Here is a 21,092-nt window from a genome sequence, read left to right as displayed (position 1 = left end):
CCGTGGGAGTGCTGTGCTTCTCAGCGAGTCCTCGTACCCTCGTCCTGGCACCCCGGACGAGAGGACCCGTGCATGCACCGCGTCGGCATCACCCTGGCGTCCGTGTTCGGCGCCGGCATCGTGGCCGTCGGGATCGGCGTCGTGGTGCTCGTGGTCATCGCGGTGAACTCGTTGTCCGGGATCGCCGGCTCGTCCTCGACCCCGCGTGCGGTGACCTGCCCGGCAGCGGCGTCGAAGACCATCGGTGGGATCGTCGTCCCCGAGGGGCCCGTCGCCGGCTACTGCCAGGACCGCCTGGTGAACGCGGCGTACGTGATCGAGGCCGCGGAGGCACTCGGCATCGGGCCCCACACGCAAGCCGTCGGCGTGATGACGGCGATCGGCGAGTCCGGCCTGGTCAACCTGGACCACGGTGACGCCGTCGGCCCGGACAGCCGAGGGCTCTTCCAGCAGCGCGACAACGGCGCGTGGGGCACGTACGAGCAGCGGATGGACCCGTACACGGCGGCGTCGATGTTCTACGCGAAGCTCGTGAAGATCCCCGGGTGGAAGTCGATGACCCCGACGCAGATGGCCCACGCCGTCCAGGTGAACGCCGACCCGGACCACTACGCGAAGTTCTGGCCGAGCGCGAAGCAGGTCGTCGAGGGCCTCACCGGGGAGAGCGTCCCGGACACGGCGCCACAGGGGTAGTCGGCGCTTGCGTGGCACGTCACGCCACCGCCTCGACGACGTCGTCCTCGTCGAACTCGATCATCGCGGCGCCGGCGTCGTGCACCACGACCTGTCCGCGGAGCCGCACGTGGTGCTCGTCGAGGACGCACGCCATCGCATCGACCCACTCCCAGTCGACCGGGAACAGGGCCGTGGCGCCGGGTCGTTCCCAGGCGAGCACGACATCTGCGGCGTCGACCTGTTCGACGACGTCGGCGACGAGCGCGGCGAAGTCCTCGACGTGGTCGTCGGGTTGGTAGGGCAGGTCGGCGATGGGGATCACGAGGCGGATCGGGACGCCGTCGCGGCCGATGAACAGCACCCAGCACTGTCGTCGGATCGGGCGTTCGATGAGCGCGACGACGAGGTCGACGACGTCGTCATCGGTACGGACTGTGGTCTGCTCGAGTCGGTCGAGCACGTCGGTGTCTGGCATGCCTCAACGCTCGCGGAACCCTTCCCCCGAGCGGGGCGACGAGCGCGATCGGTGCACAACGCACGCTGAACAGCGGCCTGTGGAGGAACCGGCTAGATCCCGTGGCTGATCGCGCTGTCCACCAGCAACAGCGCCGCGAAGAACGCCGCCACGACGGCGACCAGCCCGACCGCCGCGATCGGCCACGCCATGCGCCGTCGGACGAGGCGCAGCACCGAGAACACGATCGTCAGCACCAGGACCAGCGCGACGACGGTCGGCCCCGCGTAGACGACGGTGCCGCCGAGGGTCTCGTCGCACCGGTTCCCCGGAGCGATGCACGAGTGGAACGCGAGCGACAGGAACACGATCCCCCACCCCGCGAGGACCGCAGCCGCCGTCGCGATCGTGAGCAGGGCGATGGTGGCGACCATGTCCGCGACGCGACGGCCGCCGACCAGGGGGTGTCGAGCCTCCCGGCTGGACCTGCCGGACGGGCCGGACCCGCCGGGCTGGACCGCACCGGGCGGGTCTGGGTCGGCCACCCGCGCGTCCATCAGGGGCGCCGTGCGCCGCCGCGCGTCGACCAGAGTGCCGCGGCGATGAGGAGGGGCTGCCCGAACAGGCGGACGATGCGCTTCTCGTCGGAGTCGAGTCCGAAGGCGCTGCGGCGGTTCAGCCACTGCGAGATGTTCCCGGGGAAGACGGCGACGAAGAACAGGGCAGCGATCGTCCCGACGAGCCGACGACGGCGCGAGGCAAGGACGAGCGCCGACCCGAGGCCGACCTCGGCGACGCCCGAGGCCAGCACGGTGGTGTCGGTGTCCAGGGGGACGAAGTCCGGCACCTGGGCGCGGAAGTCCTGTCGCGCGAAGGAGAGGTGGCTCGTGCCGGCGAAGACCAGCGCGAGCCCGAGCAGGACACGGACGAACGAACGCATGGCACCAGCATGCCCGGCCGGGCGCACCGAGGTTCGGCGCTGGCCCTCGAACCGGCGTCTCCCGGACATCTCGGCGCCTCGGTAGGTTCGGAGCATGGCAGTCCGGACCCGCGACCAGGAACCGCCGGCCGCCCCGGCGTTCGTGGCGGTCCTGCTGGGGTGCATCGCGCTGTACCTCGGGCTCGTGATCCCCTCGGAGTCGACGGTCCGGCACGTCGTGCTGGCCGTGGTGTTCGGCGTCGTGGGACTGCTCAGCGGGTGGCGGGCGATCGCGATCTCGGGGCGTCGACGTGCTCCGCGTGTGTGGGCGTGGGTCGGCATCGTGCTCGGTGGGATCGGGCTGGTGGCGTTGCTCTACCAGGTGCTCTTCATGGCGACGGGTGGCGCGCTGCCGGCTCCGTTCTGGTCGCCGTACTCCACGCGCTGACGGGGGGCTGCGTCTGGGGTGGTCCGCGGTGGAGCGCTGCGTCCGGATCGACAGTGCGCCGGTCGATCGACTTCTGCGGTGTCGAAGAGTGCGGCACGCATCCACTGCGTCCGCATCGTTCGACACCACGGGCGTCGATCGACCTCTGCGGTGTCGAGATTCCCACGCGGCCCCAAGCCCGGAAACTGCGGCCGCACGCACGCGCCGCCCCACCGAGGTGCAGAGTGGTCCGCATGGCAGAGACGCCGAGGGCCACACTGTTCCGTCGCAAGCCGATCGAGGAGATCGACGACGACACCGGCGGCGAGGGCGGCCTGAAACGCCACCTCGGCCTCTGGCAGCTCACCGCGATCGGCATCGGCGGGATCATCGGCGCGGGCATCTTCACCCTCGCCGGCACGGTCGCCCACGGCGTCGCCGGCCCCGCCGTCCTGATCTCGTTCCTCGTCGCCGGGGTCGCCAGCGCCGCCGCAGCCCTGTCGTACGCCGAGTTCGCCGGCCTCATCCCGAAGGCCGGCAGTGCGTACACGTACGGGTACGCGGTCCTCGGGGAGATCGTCGGGTGGTTCATCGGCTGGGACCTGCTGCTCGAGTACACCGCGATCGTGGCGGTGGTCGCGATCGGCATCTCCGGCTACGTGGGGTTCCTGGTCGGCCAATTCGGCATCGACCTGCCCGCCTGGATGCTCGGCGCGCCCGGCACCGGCGACGGCCACGTGCTCGACGTCTTCGCGATCATCCTCTGTCTGCTGACCGCGTTCGTGCTGACGCGGGGCATCCGGAGCGCCGCCCGGTTCGAGTTCGTCGCCGTCGGCATCAAGGTCACCCTCGTGGTGCTCATCGTGGTGCTCGGCGTGTTCCACATCAACAGCGCCAACTACGACCCGTACTTCCCGTTCGGCTTCGGCGGTGTGATGACCGGTGCGGCGACAGTGTTCTTCGCGGTGTTCGGCTACGACGCGATGTCCACGGCCGCCGAGGAGTCCGTCGACGCCCGGAAGCACATGCCGAAGGCGATCCTGCTGTCCCTGGCGATCTCGATGGTGCTCTACGTCCTGGCGACGATCGTGCTGACGGGCATGCAGAAGTACACGGACATCGACCCGGCCTCCGGGTTCTCGTCGGCGTTCGCGTCCGTCGGGCTCGGCGGGGTCGCGAACATCATCGCGATCGGGGCGATCGTCGGCATCGTGACGGTGCTCGTGACGTTCATGCTCGGCGCCTCGCGCGTGTGGTTCTCGATGAGCCGCGACGGCCTGATGCCGAAGTGGTTCGCGAAGACGGACCCGAAACGGCACGTGCCGACCCGTGTGACGTGGATCCTGGGCATCGCGTCGGCGGTGCTGGCGGGCGTGCTGCCGATCGGCGTCGTCGCGGAGCTGACGAACATCGGCATCCTGCTGGCGTTCGTCGTCGTCTGCACCGCGGTGATCGTGCTCCGCTACACGCAGCCGGACCTGCCGCGGCAGTTCAAGCTGCCCTTCATGCCGGTCATCCCGATCATCGGTGTGATCGCGTCGCTGTGGCTCGTCACGTTCCTGCAGTGGGAGACGTGGGTGCGGTTCGCGGTGTGGTTCGCGATCGGGCTCGGCGTGTACTTCGGGTACTCGCGGAAGCACAGCGAACTCGCCGGACCCGCCGGCCCCGACCCCTCCGGCCCTGCCCGCGGCCGCGAGTAGTGCAGGATCAGCAGAGCGGATCCGCAGCCGGTACCGCTCGTGCGCAACGAGACCGAGCGGGCGGGCGGTGCCGACCCCTGATCAGATGCCGGCACCGCCTCGGATCCGCTGGTTCCGGACCCTCACCCAGGAGCTCGCTCAAACCGGGCTGGAAGTGAGACTAGATCGATTCGCCTCGCACCGGTAGCCCTCGCCACGAGTCGCAGCGCACCGGACCGCACCACACGGGCCAGGCGGGCTGAGCCGAACGCCACCGCACCCACGCGCTCACCTGGGAGACCGCACTCTCGAAGGACGTGTGCTCGCCGGTGAGGAAGTGCCCCGGGGACTCGACGACGAACCGGTCGGTCAGGGTGACGTCACAGAGGACGTCCGTCCCGACCCGGACTTCCCGGTGGTCTCGGGAGTCACGGCTCCAGTGCAGGCGGCGCGGTATGGCATTCCGATCCGAGCGTCGAGGATGGCGCTCTCCGGCTCGACACTCGCCGCCCCTGGTCGGTGGACGCCAGGTCCCCGGAACCGCCGGTGAGCACGACACCTGTCGACCAGGCAGAGTGGACGTCGGCGGCTCTGTTCGGGTCAGGTCCGCCACCAGGGGTGCCGGCGACCAGGGTGTGCGTCGGCACCCCGCCCAGCGGAACCTGGCAACACGTGAAGCGTGCGGGGTACAGTCCCCCGGGTGCGCTCCGTTGTGACCCTGCTCCGGACACTCTCCCCGTTCGAGTGGCTGGCTCAGCCGGAAGCGGTTCCATCCGCCCGTCTGGACAGTGCGCGCTCGGGGTGCCCAGACGGAGACCCGAACCTGTCGAGGGCACCCCGAACCTCGTCGTTCTCTGCGCTGCCCACGGCGCGCTAGACCCGCCGGTGCTTCCCGCCGGCAGCGGTCGGATCGGCCAGCGGGTGGTTCCGGAACCAGCGCAGCAGCTCCCGGGACCGGCTGTGGTCCGCACTCCGGTCACCCGCGCCGAGGAACGTGCTGAACCCCTCGGGCACGTCGGTGTCGTCCGACCGGTCGTACGCCATCGTCCAGTCCGGGAAGCGTCGCGTGTGCAGCGACTCCTCGACCAGCAGGGCGACGTCCCCGTGCCTGTCGTCCTCGAGGATCCGCGCGTACGTCGCCATCACCCGGTCGTACGGTCCCTCGAGCAGCTGCATGAACCGCCCGGAGCGGTGCACGAGCATCCCGGTCAGGCCGTCCTCGGTGTTCCGGGCCCGGGCGTGGTCGAGCAGGCGCTCGAGGGCATCGTCGTCGAACGGCTCGGTGGCCGAACTCATGTAGACCAGTGACTGCAGCATGGTGATGACGAGCCTGACGGCTCGCGCCCGCCGCCGACAGCCCCTGTCCGGGTGGGCCGGGTCCGCCGAGGCCATGTCCGCCGAGGTCGGTGGGTGCTGGCACGATGGGCGTGTGCCAGCCGCCCCGATGATCGACGCCGTCGACGTCATCCGTTTCGTCGGGCCGCAGACCTTCGGCCGCGCGCGGGACATCGTCCGCCGCGGCCTGGTCGAAGAAGCCACCTTCCACGACGACGGCACCATCACCGCCAGCGTCGCCGGCTCCGAGGACGACCCCTACGTGGTCTCCGTCGACACCACCGTCGCCCGCGGCGAGTTCGTCCGGCCGGTCCGGTCGCGCTGCTCCTGCCCCATCGGCGGCGAGTGCAAGCACGTCGCCGCAGCGCTCCTCACCATCAACGCACGTGCCCTCGCCACACAGGCCGGCCCGCGTTCCGAGCAACCGGCTCCGCCGGCCCCGGACTGGAGGCACGAGGTCGCCCGCCTCGCCGGTGACACCCCGCCACCGGTCGCCTCCGCGAGCAGTACTCCCCTCGGTCTGCAGTTCGAGCTCCGCGACGCGGTCCCGGCCCGGATGGCCGCGCGAGCGCGGGCCGCCGGGCGCGCGCTGCCGACGGCGTCACGGTCCGTGCGGCTCGGCGTCCGCCCCGTGACCCGCAGCGGCGCCGGCAACTGGGTGCGCGGGCAGCTGACGTGGGGCACGCTCCCCTACTCGATGAACCGACTCGGCCTCGGCGCCGAGCAGCACGCCTGGTTCCTGCAGTTCGCCGCGCTGCACCGTGCGGGTGCGCTCGCCGGGCTGCCCGGTGAGAGCGACTGGATCCACCTCGACGACTTCCAGAGCCCGCTGCTCTGGCCGCTGCTGCGCCAGGCTCCGGCGCTCGTGATCGCGTTCGTCACCGGGAAGCGCGAGGGCGGCGTCGTGCTCGGCGACGAAGCCCGGGTGCTGCTCGACGTCGCTCGGTCCGACACCGGGCTCGTGATCGGCACGAGCGCCGTGCTCGACGGCCGACCCGTGGTGGACGGCGCCGCTCGGCTCATCGGCGACCACGGCCTCTACGTCCCGCGGGAGTCCCCCGAGTTCCGGGTCGAGCTCGCACCGACGCCCGAGCCGGTCCCGGACGACCAGCGCCGCATGCTCGTCGAGGGCACCCGCATCCAGGTCCCGAGCACCGAGGTCGACGAGTTCCTGGCCGACTGGTCGCCGCGGCTCCGCGGAGCGCTCGGGCTCGTGAGCTCCGACGGCTCGATCGAGCTGCCGGAACGGACGCCGCCCGAACTCGTGCTCACCGTGACGTTCGAACCGGCCCGGGCACCGCGCACCGACGACGTCGCACACCTGCAGTGGCGCTGGCACGTCGACGGGCGGAAGGACCCGGTGGGCGTGCACGGGCCGCTGCCCGACCTGACGGGCGTGCGCGCGGCGGACGACGCGACCACGTCGGGGCCGTCGGCCGACGACGCGAGCCGAGCCGAGCCTCCCGGCGGTCCCGGCGGTGGACTGGACTGGTTCGTCGACGGCACCGTCGACGGCGCCGACGTCGCGGTCCTGGCGAACGAGCTGCTGCCGGCGCTGGTGGAGCACGGCGTCCGGGTCGTCGTGCAGGGCGAGCGGCTCGACTACGAGCGGCTGAGCGGCCGGCCGCACATCCGCGTGACGACGATGCCGTCGGACAAGCACGACTGGTTCGACCTCGGGATCATCGTCAGCGTGAACGGCAAGGAGATCCCGTTCACGCCGCTGCTCACCGCGCTCGCGAGCCGACAGCGCCGGTTGAAGCTCGTCGACAACTCCTACCTGTCGCTCGGAGACCCGGCGTTCGACCGCCTCAAGGAGCTCATCGAGGAAGCCCGCGAGCAGAACGAGTGGGAGCCGTCGCAGCCGATGACGGTCACACCGCTGCAGGCCGGGCTGTGGTCCGAGTTCGACCAGCTCGCCGACGAGACCGACCACGACGAGCGCTGGCGGGCGATGGCCGCCCGGCTCCTCGACGCCGCACCGCCCACCGACGTCCAGGTGCCCGAGACCGTGCACGCGGACCTGCGGCCGTACCAGCTGTCCGGGTACGCGTGGCTGTCCTTCCTCGTCGAGCACGGCGTGGGCGGGGTGCTCGCCGACGACATGGGCCTCGGCAAGACCCTGCAGGCACTCACGATGATCGCCGCGCAGCGTCGGGCCGCACCGGATGCTGCGCCGTTCCTGGTCGTCGCGCCGACCTCGGTCGTCGGGAACTGGGCACTCGAGGCCGCCCGCTTCGTGCCGTCGCTCCGGGTCGCCACCGTGACGACGACCTCGTTGAAGGACCCGGCGCTCGTCGCCCGCCAGGCCGCGGCGGCGGACGTCGTCGTGACCTCGTACGCGCTGCTCCGGCTCGACGAACGGGCCTACACCGACCTGTCGTGGTCCGCGGTGCTCCTCGACGAGGCGCAGTTCGTGAAGAACCCGCAGTCGCAGACGCACCGGGTGGCCGCGGAACTCCGCGCCCCCGTGAAGATCGCGATCACCGGCACGCCGCTCGAGAACGGGCTGACCGACCTGTGGGCACTGTTCTCGATCGTCGCTCCCGGGCTGCTGTCCTCGTGGACGCGCTTCGGCGACGACTACGTGAAGCCGCTCGCGTCGCCCGACCTCCGCGGGGACGCCCGCCGTGAACTCACCGCCAGACTCCGACGGCGGATCCGGCCGCTGATGCTCCGGCGGACGAAGGAGAGCGTCGCCGCGGACCTGCCACCGAAGCAGGAGCAGGTCGTCCGGGTGACACTCGACCCCGCCCACCGCGAGGTCTACGAGCGCACGCTGAACCGGGAGCGCCTCAAGGTGCTCGACCTCATCGACGACCTCGACCGCAACCGGATGATCGTGTTCCGGTCACTGACCCTGCTGCGGATGCTCGCGCTCTCGCCCGCCCTCGTCGCGGACCCCGAGACCGGTGCGTCGGAGATCCCGTCGGCCAAGCTGGAGCTGCTGCTCGACGAGCTCGAACAGCTCGCGGCAGAGGGGCGCCGCGCGCTGGTGTTCAGCCAGTTCACGTCGTTCCTGAAGATGGTGGCCGCGGCCCTCGACGCGCGCGGGATCGGGTACGACTACCTCGACGGCTCGACGCGAGGGCGGACGAAGGTCATCGAGCGCTTCCGGAGCGGCTCGACGCCTGCGTTCCTCATCTCGCTCAAGGCAGGCGGGTTCGGGCTCACCCTGACCGAGGCGGACACCGTCTTCGTGCTCGACCCGTGGTGGAACCCGGCAGCCGAGTCCCAGGCGGTCGACCGGACGCACCGCATCGGGCAGACCCGGTCGGTGAACGTGAACCGGCTCATCGCCGAGGACACCATCGAGGAGAAGGTGCTCGCGCTCGCTGCACGCAAGGCGCAGCTCTTCCGGGCGATGATCGACGACGACGCGCTCTTCGCCGACGACCTCTCCGCCGAGGACATCCGCTCCCTGCTCAGCTGATGGACGCGGTCCACTCCGCGGTCGTGGTGACCTCCGCCTGGCGCGGGAACACCTTCTCGAGCAGCACCCGGTGCACCTCGGGGTCGCCGTCCGAGCAGGCATCCGCCAGCACCGTCAGCCCGAAGTCCAGGTCGGCCGCCTGCCGCAGGGTCGAGAGCACGACCCCGCTCGTGGCGATGCCGGCGAGCACGAGGTCCCGGACCTCCAGCCCGCGCAGCAGCACCTCGAGGTCCGACCCGGCGAACGCGCTGACCCGGAGCTTCGTCACGACGATGTCGTCGTCGCCGACCCCGAACGCGGAGTGGATCTGCGTCGACTCCGGCGTCTGGGAAGCGATCCGCTCCCGCATCCCGCCGAACATCTTGTTCGTGGCTGCCGCTTCGGGGGCACCCGGCCGGAACGCCACGCGGACGAACACGACCGGGATGCCCCGCTCTCGAGCGGCCGAGACGGCAGCGGTCGCCGCCGCCAAGCCCTCCTCGGTCCCGAGCCGGTCGACGATGCTGTTCTGGTAGTCCAGGACGAGGAGTGCAGTGCTCACCCCACGAACAGTACCGCCCGGAGCAGTGTCGTCCTCAGTGGCCGAGTGCGTCGATCCGGGTGACCTCGTCCTCGGACAGGGTCACGGTCGCGCCGGCGGCGTTCGACCGGATCCGCTCCGGGTTCGAGGACTTCGGGATCACCACGAAGCCGTGCGCCACGTGCCAGGCGACGATGACCTGGGCGGCGTCGACGTCGTGCGCCTCGGCGATGGACACGAGCGTCGGGTCGTCGAGGTTGCTCGCCTTGAACGGGCTGTACCCCTCGAGCACGACGCCGCGCTCCCGGAGCCCGTCGGCGAACGCCGCGTCGTACTCGACCGGGCTCCACTTCACCTGGTTCACCGCCGGGGTGACCCCGGTCGCCTCGATGAGCTCGTCGATCTGGGCGAGCGAGTAGTTGCTCACGCCGATGGCCCTGGTCAGGCCGTCCTGCTGCGCCTGCACGAGCTGCTGCCAGACGTCCGGCCGGGCCTCGCCGTTCGGCGGCCAGTGCACGAGCCACAGGTCGAGGTGGTCGAGCCCGAGCTGCTCGAGGCTCTCCTCGATCGTCTGCCGGACGCGGTCGGCGTTGTCCGGCGGGAGCTTCGTCGTGACGAAGACGTCGTCGCGGGCGAGCCCGGAGGCGGCGATCGCCTTCCCCACACCGCGCTGGTTGGAGTACCCCGTTGCGGTGTCGATGTGGCGGTAGCCCGCCTCGAGTGCGGCGCCCACGGCGGCGGGAGCGTCGGCGTCGGCGATCTGCCAGGTGCCGAACCCGAGGAGCGGCATCGCTCCGCCGGTCACCGGCACGGACGGTTCTGCGTAGTCGGTCATGCACTCGTGTCTACGCGGCGATGTCGGAGGGGTCCGCCAGGATCGCAGGTGAACCACCGAGCACCAGGAGCACCATCCCGCATGACGTCCCGCCGACGCCGCACCCGCATCACCCTGTCCTCCACCCTGATCGTCGTCGCGATCGCCATCGCCGGGTACGCCCTGCACGGCACGAGCACGCCGAGCGATCCGAGCACCACGAGCACGACGGAGGCCGCCGCGCCGGAGCCGACCCGGGCCTCCAGTCCGGCTGCGACCGCAGCCGCCGCGCACGCTCGAGCGCTGCTCGCCGCGCTCCCCGTCAAGGGGAAGGCGCCCGCGACGGGCTACGACCGCACTGCGGACTTCGGCACCGCGTGGCTCGACGTCGACCGGAACGGCTGTGACACCCGGAACGACGTGCTGGCGCGGGACCTCACCGACGTCGTGCGGAGCGGCCCGTGCCGGGTCGTCTCGGGCGAACTCGTGTCGCCGTACACCGGTCAGGCGATCGACTTCGTCCGCGGCGACACGACGTCCACCCTGGTGCAGATCGACCACGTCGTCGCGCTCGAGAACGCCTGGACGACCGGCGCGCAGCAGCTCGGCCAGGACGAGCGCGAGGCCCTGGCGAACGACCCGGAGAACCTCTTCGCCGTGGACCAGCACTCGAACGCGCAGAAGCGCTCCGGCGACGCCGCGACCTGGCTCCCCGCCGACACCGCGTTCCGCTGCACCTACGTCGAGCACCAGGTCGCGGTGAAGACGAAGTACCGGCTCTGGGTGGCGCCCGCAGAGCGCGACGCCATCACGCGGGTGCTCGAACGCTGCTGATCCCGGAGCGCACGGGATCAGCGGGTCGGCTGGGCATCGGCCTGGAGGCTCGACCCACCTCCGCCCCGCGTGGAACGATGCGGACATGGCTGAGCACCTCACCGTCCCGCAGGCCTTCGCCCTGCTCCTGACCGACGCCGACGGGCGCCGGGCAACGGACACGCAGACGTTCGACCCGGGTTTCGCCGGCGCGGTCCTGGCGGACCTCGCCCTGCGCGGCGCCGTCTCGCTCGAGGGCAAGGAGGTCCGTGTCGTCGACGGATCGACGACCGGCGACGCGGTCCTCGACGGCGTCCTCGGCACGATCGCCGCCACCGGAGCACCCCGCAAGGCGAAGTGGTGGGTCTCGCGGCTCGGCAAACGCCAGCTCCGCGACGACGTGTTCGGGTCGCTGGTCGCCGGCGGACTGCTGACCACGGAGCAACGGAAGACGCTCGGCATCTTCCCCTCGACCGCGTACCCCGAGCGCGACGGCGGCCCCGAGGCGCTGCTCCGGTCCTCGGTCGCCGACGTCCTGGCGCAGCGTTCCGCGCCGACGCCGTTCACCGCCGCGGTGATCGCGCTGCTCGACGCGACCAACACCCTCCGCAAGCAGTTCGGCAAGGTCGACAAGGCGCTCGTGCGGGAGATCACCTCCGGCAACTGGGCGTCCCCGGCGGTCAAGGCCGTCCTCGAGGAGATCCAGATCGCCGCGGTGATGGCCATCGTCGCCGCCACCACCGCCACGACGGCCGCGACGAGCTGACGCGAGCGCTCTGGTCGCCCCCGGGTACCGGATTCGTTCTCCCGGTTTGACGGATCCGGTTCACGGAACCCGGCTTCTGGGAACCGGATCCGTCATCGCGGACGATCGAAACGGTTCCCCCGCCCCGTTGGGTGGACCGGGACCGCGCCGGACGACCAGCCCCCCGCTCCTCGGGGCCGCGCCCGGCTCAGGTCGGTGTCGTCAGGGGTCGGTCTCGCCGAGTGCCGGTCTCGCCGAGTGCTGCCACGAGGCGGCCCTCCACCAGTGACGCCGAGCCCGTCGGCGTGAGGATCCCGGTGAAGACCCGCAGTGCTTCCGCTCGCTCCGCGTCGTCGCCACCGCATGCCGCGGTCATCGTCGACGTGAGGTCCTCGAGCGCGCGGATGCACGCGAACCGGACCATCCGGTGTTCGTCGACGACGACCGGCCCGTAGCCCGAACGGAACGCGGCGAGCTGCTCGGCCGTCGTCGGGGTGAAGAGCACGGGGAACTCGACCAGGTGCAGGTCGAGCTCGCGCGGACCCACGACCGCTTCGTCCCAGTCGACCAGGCGGAGCGCGCCATCGCCGTCGACCAGGACGTTGCCGAGGTGCGCATCGCCGTGACAGGGCACCGGGTCGGCCGACGCCCCGGGGACCAGCATCGTTCCGCGCAGCAGCAGCTCGACACGCGGCCGGGCATCGCGCCACAGATCGAGCGGTCCCCCGGCCCCGCTCGCCACGGCGACGTCGAGTGCTGCGATCTCCGCGCGGTACCGACGACGACGCCGCCGGATCCCCCGCCGCGCCCCCTGCTTCCGAGCCGGAGCCGGGAACTCGTGTGCGTGCACACCCGCGAGGAGCGCGCCGTACTCGCGCCAGCCCGGAAGGTCGAGCCCGACGGTCGCGGCGTCCACGCCGTCCGACCACCGTGTCACCGCGAGCTTGCCGCCACCGCGTCGGCTCCGACGCCGACCATCGTCGGTCGGCCGCGCCGCAGGGGTGCTCTCGAGTCCGGCGGCCGCCATCGAAGCGACCAGTCGGGTCCCCGTCCCGGTCGACCTGGTGGTCCACTTCGCCGCCCACGCGGTGCCGTCCCCGTCGACGAGCCGCCACACCGCAGCGGACGTGTCGGTGCCACCGGTCACCTCCTCGATGTGGACCGCACTGACGCCGAAATCCGCGGCGACCCATCGTCGAGCGTCGGCCATGGACGGACGTCCCCCGGCTCGCCGAGCCGTCACCGCAGGCCGCTCCGTGACAGCCCCTCGACGAAGTAGCGTTGGAAGCACAGGAACAGCGCGACGATCGGCAGGATCATGAGCAGGTTGACCGCCATGATCGCACCGTAGTCGGACGTGTACTGCCCCTGCAGCGTCCCCACGATGCCGATGGGCACCGTGAACAGGTCATGGTTCCCGGACAGCGCGACGAGCGGCCAGCCGAACGCGTTCCACTCCCCCATGAACGTCAGCAGCACCAGAACGGCCAGCAGCGGACGGCAGAGCGGCAGCACGACCGAGACGAACGCGCGGAACCGCCCGGCGCCGTCGAGCTGCGCCGCCTCGATGAGTTCGTCGGGCACGGCCAGGAAGAACTGCCGTGCCAGGAACACCCCGAAGATCGCCGCCGCCTCGGGCAGGATCACCGCCCACAGACCGCCGTACAGGTGCAGGCCGATCGAGATGAAGAACTGCGGCACGATGATCGCCTGCGGCGGGATCATCAGCGTCGACAGCAGCACCAGGAACAGCGCGTTCCGGCCCCGGAACCGCAGCTTCGCGAACGCGTACCCGGCGAGCAGGTTGCAGACCACCGTGATGACCGTGACGACGACCGAGACGACCAGCGAGTTCGCGAACCACCGCCAGACCGGGAACTCCTGGAACGGACGGACGAAGTTCTGGAACGTGAAGTGTGCCGGCCACCACTGGAGCCCGGGCGCGTACAGGTCTGCGCGGGTCGAGAACGCGGTCAGCAGCATCCAGTACAGCGGGAAGGCCATCACGATGGTGACGACGACCACGACGGTGAGCCGCAGCCAGAGCGTCCGGCCGTGACGTCTCCGCGTGTTCCAGGTGGGTGCGGTCATCAGTCGGCCTGGTCCCGTCCGGCGTTGAACCGCCACTGGATCCCCGTGATGAGCAGTGTCACGAGGTAGATCACGATGCCGACGGCGGCACCGTACCCGAGCAGCTGCGGCCCGTGCTCGTCGAAGGCCACCCGGTAGGCGTACGACACGATCGTCGTCGTGCCGTAGCCGGGCCCGCCGCGCGTCATCGCCCAGACCGTGTCGAACACCTGGAACGAGTAGATGAGGTTCATCACGAGCAGGAAGAACGTCGAGGGACCGAGCAGCGGGAACGTGATGAGCCGGAAGCGCTGCCACCCGGTCGCGCCGTCGGTGGTCGCCGCCTCTTGCACCGCGGGGTCGACACCCTGCAGCCCGGCGAGGTAGATGAGCATGTCGAACCCGATGCGCTGCCACAGCGTCATCAGGATCACCGCGGTCATCGCCCAACCGCCGCTCGACTGCCACTGCACCTGCGGCAGCCCGAGCGTGTGCAGGAACTTGTCGATGAACCCGTTGTTCTGGTCGAACATCCACGCACCGAGGACGCCGGTCGCCACTCCCGACACCACGAGCGGCAGGAAGATGATCGTCCGGAACAGTGCTCGACCGGGCAGCACACCGTTCAGCAGCACCGCGACACCGAGCCCGATGGCCATCCCGACCGGCACGGTGAACAGCGTGAACACGCCTGTGTTCGCCGCGGACTGCCAGAAAACCGGATCCGTCAGCAGCTTCGTGTAGTTCCCGAGGCCGGCCCAACTGGTCCCGCCCAGCGAGTCCAGGTCCTGGAAGCTGATCACCAGCGCGTAGACGAGCGGCAGCAGCGTGAACACGACGATCAAGACGACGTTCGGCACCAGGAAGGCGGTCGCCGCGGCCCCGCTGGAGGCCCGGAACGGCCCGGCGGTCCGCCGCGGTCCGCGCCGAACGGCTCCACCCGCCGTGGCGCCCCCGATGCGCTCGGTCGCGCCCGTCACGCGGACACCGCCTGGTCGACGGCAGCATCGATCGCCGCGACAGCAGCCTCGGTGCTCCGGCCGTGGAACGCCAGCTCGAGCTGGTCCTGCAGCGCCGTGTTCACCGACGCGAAGCCAGGCACCACCGTCTCCCGGACCGCGGTCTCGGTGATCGTGGTCGCCTGCTGCGTGAAGACGTCCATCACGTCGGGTCGCACCGCGTAGTCGAGCGGCGTGTCCGCCAGGCTCTGCAGCGTCGGCAGCTCGTTCGCCCGCTGGCAGAAGTCGCGCATCTGGTCCTCCTCGACCAGGAACTTCAGGAACGCGGCCGCGAGGTCGGGGTTCGCGGTGTCGCGGGTGGCGACCACTGCGTTCCCGCCCAGGTCCGATGCTGCCGCACGGTCCCGCGGCATGTAGGTCGTCGCCCACTCGCCGCCCTGGTAGCCGTTCTTCCCGTCGGCGAGCTCGGGCACCAGGAAGTCGCCGACGAACGTCATCGCGACCGTCTGGTTCAGGAAGAAGTTGTCCGAGTAGACCGTCGTCTTGATGGTGTTGTTCGCCGGGACCCAGCGCTCGTCGAAGAACCGCTGCGTGAACGCCATCGCCTTGCGGCCCGGGTCACCGTCGACCGCCGAGTGCTCGAGCGAGTGCGTCAGGAGCGATCCGCCCGCTTGGTACAGGAAGCTCGCCCAACGATAGGCACCGGCTGCCGTCCAGTCGTACGCGAACGGGTACTTGTCCTCCGGCAGGCTCTTCCGGAGCTTCGTGCTCACCGCGGCGAACTCCTCCCACGTCCACGCGTCGTCGAGCCGGTCCGGCACGGCACCGATGCCCGCCTCGTCGAGGGCCGAGCGGCTGAACGCGATCGCCGTGGTGTCGGTCTGGTGCGGCACGCCGTAGGTCCGTCCCTCGAACCGGACGGCGTCGTACAGGGCGGGCAGGAACGCGCTGGACTCCGCAGCGCTCAGGTACGGCGTCAGGTCGAGCAGCACACCGTGGGAGGTGTACTTCCCGATGCTCGTGTAGTCGACGCGGAAGACGTCGGGAGCGGTTCGCGACAGGATGCCACGGTCGATGCCGGAGAAGAACCCGTCGTACGGCAAGGTCTGCAGCTCGACGGTGGCCTTCGGGTGCCGCTGCTCGAAGACCTGCTTCGCGCGGGCGAACCCGGCGTTCTCCCCGTCGCTGCCGCCCCAGAAGGCGAAGCGGATCGTCCCCTCGACCTCGCCGATGTCGGCCTTCGACCCGGCGGCAGCGCCGCTCGGCCGCGGCCCGTTGTTCGCGACGCATCCGCTCAGACCGGAGGCCGCGACGAGGCCGAGCGCACCGGCGAGGAGCGAACGGCGGGTCAGCTGCGATGGTGACAAGGGGCTCCTCGAGAGCGGATGGACGCTCGGTCGGACAGTAGACGCGGCATCCGACATCCCCCACGGGATCACGTACCCCGGTGGCGTCCTTCCGTGCTTCGTGCCGGGCCATCCCGCGTTCGGGCCACAGACGTTGCGTGCGTGTCAGCGGGGCTCGACGAGCTCGATGAAGCGGGAGAGCAGGGACAGGCCCGGGATCGAGGGCGGCAGCGCCGTGGTGAGCGCGGGCGAGTACACGAGGTACGCCGCCCACTTCGCCCGCGAGAGTGCGACGTTCAGGCGGTTCGGCATCAGCAGGAAGTCGAGTCCGCGCGGGATGTCCGCCGCCGAGGACGCTGCGAGCGAGACGATCGACACGACGGCCTCTCGGCCCTGGAACAGGTCCACCGTCCCGACCTGCGTCCCGGTCAGCCCGGCGCGGTCGAGTTCCTGCCGGATCACCGCACCCTGCGCGTTGTACGGCGCGACGACGATGACGTCCTCGTCGGTGAGTCGGCGCACGGTGTCGCCGTCCGTCCAGGTCCGCCCGACGACGTCCTGCGCGAGCGCCACGACACGCAGGCCTTCCTCGAGCGAGGAGGTCGTGTTGCCCGCGTGCACGACGGGCACCGGGTGCACGCCGGCCTCGACGCCCTCGAGGTGCCGCCCCGACGCCATCGACGTCAACTGCCCGTTGTAGGACAGCCCGGAGACGGACGCCGTCAGCGCGGGCTCCATCCGCCGGGTCCGCGCGAGGAAGTACCCGAACTCCGGCGGCAGCACGTGCTCGCCGTCCGCGAGCCACCCGAGCGCGGACTCGTCCACGGGCTCCGGGTGGGAGCCCTGCGACACCTGGGGCAGCTGCTGCGGGTCCCCGAGGAGCAGGAGCCGCGAGGCCGCGATCGACGAGGCGATCGTCGGTGCGAGCGAGAACTGCCCGGCCTCGTCCACGACCAGCAGGTCGAGGGAACGCCGCTCGATCGTGGACGCGTTCGCAAACGTCCACGCCGTGCCGCCGACGACTCCCCCGGTGCCGCTCTGCTCGCACGAGGCGAGGAACGCCGCGATCGCCGCACCGTTCTTCACGGGGGTCCACGCCGCTGCCTCGACGTCCTCGGCATCGGCGCCCGACTTCGGCTGCTTCACGACCCGGTCCGCCGGCACCCCGGCCGCGATCACCGCGTCGAGGAAGTTCTCGCTGGTGGCGTGCGACTGCCCGACGACACCGACCCGCCAGCCGTACTCGCGGACGAGCCGCGCGACGACGTTCGAGCCGACGTAGGTCTTGCCCGTGCCGGGAGGACCCTGGATCGCCAGGTACGACCGGTCGAGCCCGAGCAACGTCGTGACCACGGCGGAGACGGTGTCGTCCCCGGCGACCGGAGCGAGCGCACCCCGCGGTGGCACCCGGCGGAGCAGGTCGAGCGCCGGGTCGGGCAGCATCTCCGCCAGCGCGTCCAGCACGGACGCACCCCACTCGGCGATCGCCTCGGGCTGTGGCTTCGCCCGCGGTGGGGACGACGGCGCGAGCGCGACCGGGAACTCGTGGTGGGGCTCCCCACCGACGGGCAGCCGTTCGAGGAGCAGGACCTCCGTCGACTCCCCATGGTCCAGCACGTCGATGATCTGGGCGCGATCCGTCGCGCCCTTCGACCCGGGGCCCGGAGACCCGACCGATGGCGGGGGCGGGGTGTCGTAGACCAGGTGAGGCGAGCCTCCAGGCCGGAGCCGACTGCCGGGCGCGAGCGTCCCCGACAACCGGAGTTCCCGGGACTGCGAACGGGCACGCGGCAGCGTGTCCCAGTCCCGCTCCACCGACGCCCGCTCCACGACCAGCACGTCGCGGGTGTCCGCCCACTCGTCGAGGGGGTTGCGGAGGCGGTCGAAGTGGTCTTGCCAGAAGGTCTTGGCCTCGCGCCGGTGGTAGTCGATCGCCGCTGCGGCGAGCGCCAGCGCCGTCTGGTCCGGGGTGCGGTCGAGCGCGACCACGCCGTCCAGGTGCTCCGCGAGCGCGACGGACACCGGGTTCGGCTCGCGCTCGACGGGGATCGGCGGCAGGTCGAGCTCGGCCGGCGCGTCCGTCGACGGTGGCCGCAGCGACAGCAGCCAGTCCCGCAGACGCAGGGTCGAGCGGCAGTCGTAGGCGTTGTAGTCCGCAACTTGGTCGAGCATGCGCTGCCCGGTCGCGGGGTCGCCGTTCCGGAGTTCCTCGATCGCGTCGACGTAGGCGGTGATGCTGTCCGCGGCGTTCGTGACGTCGCTCAGGCGGAGGTCCTCGCCCATGTAGAGGGGCTCGAGCTTCTTGATCGAGTAGCTGTGGCTGCCGACGACCAGGGCCTTGCGGACGATCGGGTACAGGTCGACCAGGACCCCTTGGCGGAGCAGGTCGTCGACCGCCTCTTCGCCGACGCCGTGGCGGGCAGCGAGCGAGAGCAGGTGCGTCCGCTCGTAGGCCGCGTAGTGGTAGATGTGCATGGCCGGGTACCGCGCACGCCGCTCGTCCACGAAGGCGAGGAAGTCCACGAGCGCCTGGCGTTCGTCGCGGATCGTGTGTGCCCAGAACGCCGTAAAGTCGGCCCGGTCGTCGACCAGGCCGAAGAGGTAGTCGAGGCCCCAGTGCACGCCGTCCTCGGTGTGGAGCGGGTCGCCCTCGAAGTCGAAGAAGACGTCGCCTGCGTCCGGCACGGGGATCGCGTCGAGGGCCGTCGGGTCCAGCACCTCAAAGCGCGGCTTGCGGTCGCGCGCGTGCTCCGAGTCGATCTGGAGGCTGGCCTGACGGACGAGTCGATCCAGCGTCGACTTCGCCATGGTGGGCACGGGGGCGGTGCGGACCGCCAGGTCGTCGATCGTCAGGACCCCCTGCCGGATCAGCTTCGTGCGCTGGTCGAGGCGCATCCCGGCGACGAGGACCAGGTCGCGGTGCTGCTCCACCTGCTGCTGGCAGGCGCTGCACCGGCCGCAGCTGCTGTACCGGGGATCGCCCCACTGCATCGCGTCGTTCGAGTCCAGGCGTTCGTCGATCACCCGCACCAGCTCGGCGCGCTGCGTGCGGTACACCGGCGCGATGTCGGCGAGGTCGTGCGTGGTCGTCGTGCGGTCGCCGAGGACCAGGTGGACCTGCTGGCCCGTCGGGATGCCGTGCGCCTGCATCCGCTCGGCGTAGGCGGCGAGCTGCAGGAGCGCGCTGATCTTGGCGTGCCGGGCGAGCTTGGTGTCGTAGACCTCGTACTCCCCCGCGGCGTTGCGGATGATGAAGTCCGCGAAGCCGATGAAGCCCGCCGTGGCCGGGGTCGGCGGTTCGAAGAACGTCGGTTGGTAGAGGACGTCGGCGCCGTTCCGCATGGCGTCCAGTGCTGCGGCTGCTGCTTCCGGGTACTGCGGGGGTGCCGGGCGGTCGAACTCCACGACGTCGTGGGTTGCCTTGAGGATCTCGAGGTAGTCGAGCTCGTGCTGGTCCCCGAGTCTCGCGGTGCGGTCGAGCATGTCGTCGTGCTCGTCGGGCAGCGGCTCCCCGCGGCCGAGCTTGGCGTCGAGGCGGCGCAGGAACGCCCACTCGCAGGACGCCCACGTGGTGAGGTCGCTGGGGCTGAGGAGCGGCCGCCCCTGCTCGGTGATCTGCACGTGCTTCACCCTAGGGGCGGGGGCCGACACCACCGTTGACTCATGGGTGAGCTCCGACCCGGCGAGCGCTGCTGCCCAGTCGCGCGCCGACGGCAGTCCGTCCACGTCGGAAGCCGACAATGCCCAACACCGCTCCGACGAGGCCGACGAAAGTGGTCAGACGGCCCGCTGTCGAATCCCAAGCGTCCCACACCGCCGATGAGTCGAAGCCGCTGGAGAACGCCGCGAACACGACGCCAACCAGTCCGAAGCCACAGCAGATCGCGATGAGCGCACCGAGACCGATCACGTCAGGGTCCTTGGAAGGGAGCGTGGGACCGAGAGGCGCGCGTGACCAGGCAGGTTCTGGACGAGGTTCGAACGACTCGCTGACCACGTCAAGCCACGACGCGACCCAGCCTGACCATTCGCGCTTCTCGGTGACATCAGTGGTCACGAGCTCCGCCCTCATGTGAACTGATGGTTGAGTCTTGAGAAGCCACACGCGCCCTTCCGCGGTGTGCCCCTGTCGTGCGCTTCCACGCGGAAGGCGCCTTCCGAGCGCGCCCAGGACACGAGCGGTCTGCCGACCGACGTAGTCCTGGTCGAGTTCGTTCGCTGCCTCGGCCGCCAGCGCTTCTCCGAGCAGGACGACCTCCCACTCGCTCCTGGCGCGCCGGTGCCAAAACACGCGCTCGAGCAACATCGCCGTCAGCCACGGAACGGCCGAGAAGAACGCCAACGCAAAGGCCGCCTCATCCCACGAACGAGGAACATCACTCGTCATCGATGTAACCGCGAGCAACCCTGCGATACCGAGGAGGTCGACGAGGATGACGAGGCCGAGCCATGACGCTGGCCGGAAGAGCAGCCGTTGAGCGCGCCGTACCCCTTGGGCAGTCGAAAGGTGCTTTGACCGGAACCGTTGCCACGCTCGGTGCGAGGGAGGCTCGCGAAGCATCGCGCCGGCGCAGCGCTGCTCGAGCCGGCTCAATTTCAGGACCGCATTTCGGCTCCCCTGACTCAGAATCACCACGTACAAGTACAGGAACCAGACAGCGACGCAGATCGCGCCGGTGTTGTAGAACGTCAAGAACACGATCTGCCACAGCGTGGAGGAAGTCTCTGTCACGGACAAAGCCTCCCGGAGACCGCTGACACACGCGCCCGGTGGTCAACCCGCACCGGTTCAATCTCGTCCGGGTCGACTTCGGGATCCCACACGGGATCATTCAGGTGCGGACGCTTCCCGGGGACCGTCTCGGCAGATCGAGGTCGTCGTGCGATCCGGAGCTCGACCGCC

The 21,092-nt window shown here is 70.7% G+C and carries 18 protein-coding genes; 6 read left to right on the top strand and 12 right to left on the bottom strand.

Going from position 1 to position 21,092, the window contains the following annotated elements:
• Window positions 1-72: 72 nt before the first annotated feature.
• Window positions 73-693, top strand: coding sequence for a hypothetical protein (locus ACIPJY_RS00255; RefSeq protein ID WP_400460756.1), 621 nt, complete (start codon window positions 73-75; stop codon window positions 691-693).
• A gap of 19 nt (window positions 694-712) precedes the next feature.
• Here the strand turns inward: ACIPJY_RS00255 and ACIPJY_RS00250 are convergent, their stop codons facing one another.
• From ACIPJY_RS00250 to ACIPJY_RS00240, 3 genes are all read right to left on the bottom strand, one after another.
• Window positions 713-1,150, bottom strand: a complete 438-nt coding sequence (locus tag ACIPJY_RS00250) for a hypothetical protein (protein ID WP_400460758.1) — start codon at window positions 1,148-1,150, stop codon at window positions 713-715.
• A 92-nt stretch (window positions 1,151-1,242) separates the two neighbouring features.
• On the bottom strand, window positions 1,243-1,686 hold the full coding sequence (locus tag ACIPJY_RS00245) for a DUF6264 family protein (RefSeq protein WP_400460760.1): 444 nt from the start codon (window positions 1,684-1,686) through the stop codon (window positions 1,243-1,245).
• Window positions 1,686-2,069: a hypothetical protein gene (locus ACIPJY_RS00240; protein WP_400460762.1), complete on the bottom strand. Its 384-nt coding sequence runs from the start codon at window positions 2,067-2,069 to the stop codon at window positions 1,686-1,688. The genes ACIPJY_RS00245 and ACIPJY_RS00240 overlap by 1 nt, the downstream gene beginning before the upstream one ends.
• A gap of 94 nt (window positions 2,070-2,163) precedes the next feature.
• On the opposite strand from ACIPJY_RS00240, the gene ACIPJY_RS00235 reads away from it, so the two are divergent.
• Together ACIPJY_RS00235 and ACIPJY_RS00230 are read left to right on the top strand one after the other, a co-directional pair.
• On the top strand, window positions 2,164-2,496 hold the full coding sequence (locus ACIPJY_RS00235) for a hypothetical protein (protein ID WP_400460764.1): 333 nt from the start codon (window positions 2,164-2,166) through the stop codon (window positions 2,494-2,496).
• A gap of 233 nt (window positions 2,497-2,729) precedes the next feature.
• Window positions 2,730-4,175: an amino acid permease gene (locus ACIPJY_RS00230; RefSeq protein ID WP_400460766.1), complete on the top strand. Its 1,446-nt coding sequence runs from the start codon at window positions 2,730-2,732 to the stop codon at window positions 4,173-4,175.
• Window positions 4,176-5,027: 852 nt separating this feature from the next.
• Here ACIPJY_RS00230 and ACIPJY_RS00225 read toward each other — a convergent pair.
• Entirely contained in the window at window positions 5,028-5,471 is a 444-nt protein-coding gene (locus ACIPJY_RS00225) for a BLUF domain-containing protein (RefSeq protein ID WP_400460768.1), read from the bottom strand.
• 112 nt (window positions 5,472-5,583) lie between these two features.
• Here ACIPJY_RS00225 and ACIPJY_RS00220 point away from each other — a divergent pair, with 112 nt between their 5' ends.
• On the top strand, window positions 5,584-8,922 hold the full coding sequence (locus ACIPJY_RS00220; RefSeq protein WP_400460770.1) for an SNF2-related protein: 3,339 nt from the start codon (window positions 5,584-5,586) through the stop codon (window positions 8,920-8,922).
• Here ACIPJY_RS00220 and ACIPJY_RS00215 read toward each other — a convergent pair.
• Window positions 8,915-9,463, bottom strand: a complete 549-nt coding sequence (locus ACIPJY_RS00215) for a cysteine hydrolase family protein (RefSeq protein WP_400460772.1) — start codon at window positions 9,461-9,463, stop codon at window positions 8,915-8,917. The two genes, ACIPJY_RS00220 and ACIPJY_RS00215, sit on opposite strands and share 8 nt — an antisense overlap.
• Window positions 9,464-9,497: 34 nt before the next feature.
• Complete coding sequence (locus ACIPJY_RS00210) at window positions 9,498-10,277, bottom strand: aldo/keto reductase (protein WP_400460774.1); 780 nt, start codon at window positions 10,275-10,277, stop codon at window positions 9,498-9,500.
• 81 nt (window positions 10,278-10,358) lie between these two features.
• Here ACIPJY_RS00210 and ACIPJY_RS00205 point away from each other — a divergent pair, with 81 nt between their 5' ends.
• Together ACIPJY_RS00205 and ACIPJY_RS00200 are read left to right on the top strand one after the other, a co-directional pair.
• Entirely contained in the window at window positions 10,359-11,090 is a 732-nt protein-coding gene (locus ACIPJY_RS00205) for an HNH endonuclease family protein (protein ID WP_400460776.1), read from the top strand.
• An 85-nt stretch (window positions 11,091-11,175) separates the two neighbouring features.
• Complete coding sequence (locus ACIPJY_RS00200) at window positions 11,176-11,835, top strand: GPP34 family phosphoprotein (protein ID WP_400460778.1); 660 nt, start codon at window positions 11,176-11,178, stop codon at window positions 11,833-11,835.
• A gap of 187 nt (window positions 11,836-12,022) precedes the next feature.
• On the opposite strand, the gene ACIPJY_RS00195 is transcribed toward ACIPJY_RS00200, so the two are convergent.
• The 6 genes from ACIPJY_RS00195 to ACIPJY_RS00170 all read right to left on the bottom strand — a co-directional run bounded on the left by ACIPJY_RS00195 (window position 12,023) and on the right by ACIPJY_RS00170 (window position 20,921).
• Window positions 12,023-13,024, bottom strand: a complete 1,002-nt coding sequence (locus ACIPJY_RS00195; protein ID WP_400460779.1) for a phosphotransferase family protein — start codon at window positions 13,022-13,024, stop codon at window positions 12,023-12,025.
• A 29-nt stretch (window positions 13,025-13,053) separates the two neighbouring features.
• Entirely contained in the window at window positions 13,054-13,905 is an 852-nt protein-coding gene (locus tag ACIPJY_RS00190; RefSeq protein ID WP_400460781.1) for a carbohydrate ABC transporter permease, read from the bottom strand.
• Window positions 13,905-14,864: a carbohydrate ABC transporter permease gene (locus ACIPJY_RS00185; protein ID WP_400460782.1), complete on the bottom strand. Its 960-nt coding sequence runs from the start codon at window positions 14,862-14,864 to the stop codon at window positions 13,905-13,907. The genes ACIPJY_RS00190 and ACIPJY_RS00185 overlap by 1 nt, the downstream gene beginning before the upstream one ends.
• Complete coding sequence (locus ACIPJY_RS00180; RefSeq protein WP_400460784.1) at window positions 14,861-16,210, bottom strand: ABC transporter substrate-binding protein; 1,350 nt, start codon at window positions 16,208-16,210, stop codon at window positions 14,861-14,863. The genes ACIPJY_RS00185 and ACIPJY_RS00180 overlap by 4 nt, the downstream gene beginning before the upstream one ends.
• A 144-nt stretch (window positions 16,211-16,354) precedes the next feature.
• A complete protein-coding gene (locus ACIPJY_RS00175) occupies window positions 16,355-19,810 on the bottom strand; it encodes a TM0106 family RecB-like putative nuclease (RefSeq protein WP_400460786.1) in 3,456 nt (1,151 codons plus the stop codon).
• Between the two features lie 40 nt (window positions 19,811-19,850).
• Window positions 19,851-20,921 (bottom strand): hypothetical protein, encoded by a 1,071-nt coding sequence (locus tag ACIPJY_RS00170; protein WP_400460788.1) that lies wholly within the window; start codon window positions 20,919-20,921, stop codon window positions 19,851-19,853.
• Window positions 20,922-21,092: the final 171 nt, after the last annotated feature.

Source organism: Curtobacterium sp. NPDC090223 (genome assembly GCF_044746585.1).
Classification (GTDB): Bacteria; Actinomycetota; Actinomycetes; order Actinomycetales; family Microbacteriaceae; genus Curtobacterium.
The sequence above is the reverse complement of the archived record's forward strand: the minus strand, read 5'-3'. Positions and strand labels throughout refer to the sequence as shown.

What these genes read in the sequence shown, in the direction of transcription:
- ACIPJY_RS00200 (WP_400460778.1), top strand. Translation starts at nt 11,176, where the DNA reads ATGGCTGAGCACCTCACCGTCCCGCAGGCCTTCGCCCTGCTCCTGACC.
- ACIPJY_RS00210 (WP_400460774.1), bottom strand. Translation starts at nt 10,277, where the DNA reads ATGACCGACTACGCAGAACCGTCCGTGCCGGTGACCGGCGGAGCGATG.
- ACIPJY_RS00240 (WP_400460762.1), bottom strand. Translation starts at nt 2,069, where the DNA reads ATGCGTTCGTTCGTCCGTGTCCTGCTCGGGCTCGCGCTGGTCTTCGCC.
- ACIPJY_RS00230 (WP_400460766.1), top strand. Translation starts at nt 2,730, where the DNA reads ATGGCAGAGACGCCGAGGGCCACACTGTTCCGTCGCAAGCCGATCGAG.
- ACIPJY_RS00205 (WP_400460776.1), top strand. Translation starts at nt 10,359, where the DNA reads ATGACGTCCCGCCGACGCCGCACCCGCATCACCCTGTCCTCCACCCTG.
- ACIPJY_RS00235 (WP_400460764.1), top strand. Translation starts at nt 2,164, where the DNA reads ATGGCAGTCCGGACCCGCGACCAGGAACCGCCGGCCGCCCCGGCGTTC.
- ACIPJY_RS00225 (WP_400460768.1), bottom strand. Translation starts at nt 5,471, where the DNA reads ATGCTGCAGTCACTGGTCTACATGAGTTCGGCCACCGAGCCGTTCGAC.
- ACIPJY_RS00245 (WP_400460760.1), bottom strand. Translation starts at nt 1,686, where the DNA reads ATGGACGCGCGGGTGGCCGACCCAGACCCGCCCGGTGCGGTCCAGCCC.
- ACIPJY_RS00255 (WP_400460756.1), top strand. Translation starts at nt 73, where the DNA reads ATGCACCGCGTCGGCATCACCCTGGCGTCCGTGTTCGGCGCCGGCATC.
- ACIPJY_RS00195 (WP_400460779.1), bottom strand. Translation starts at nt 13,024, where the DNA reads ATGGCCGACGCTCGACGATGGGTCGCCGCGGATTTCGGCGTCAGTGCG.
- ACIPJY_RS00250 (WP_400460758.1), bottom strand. Translation starts at nt 1,150, where the DNA reads ATGCCAGACACCGACGTGCTCGACCGACTCGAGCAGACCACAGTCCGT.
- ACIPJY_RS00190 (WP_400460781.1), bottom strand. Translation starts at nt 13,905, where the DNA reads ATGACCGCACCCACCTGGAACACGCGGAGACGTCACGGCCGGACGCTC.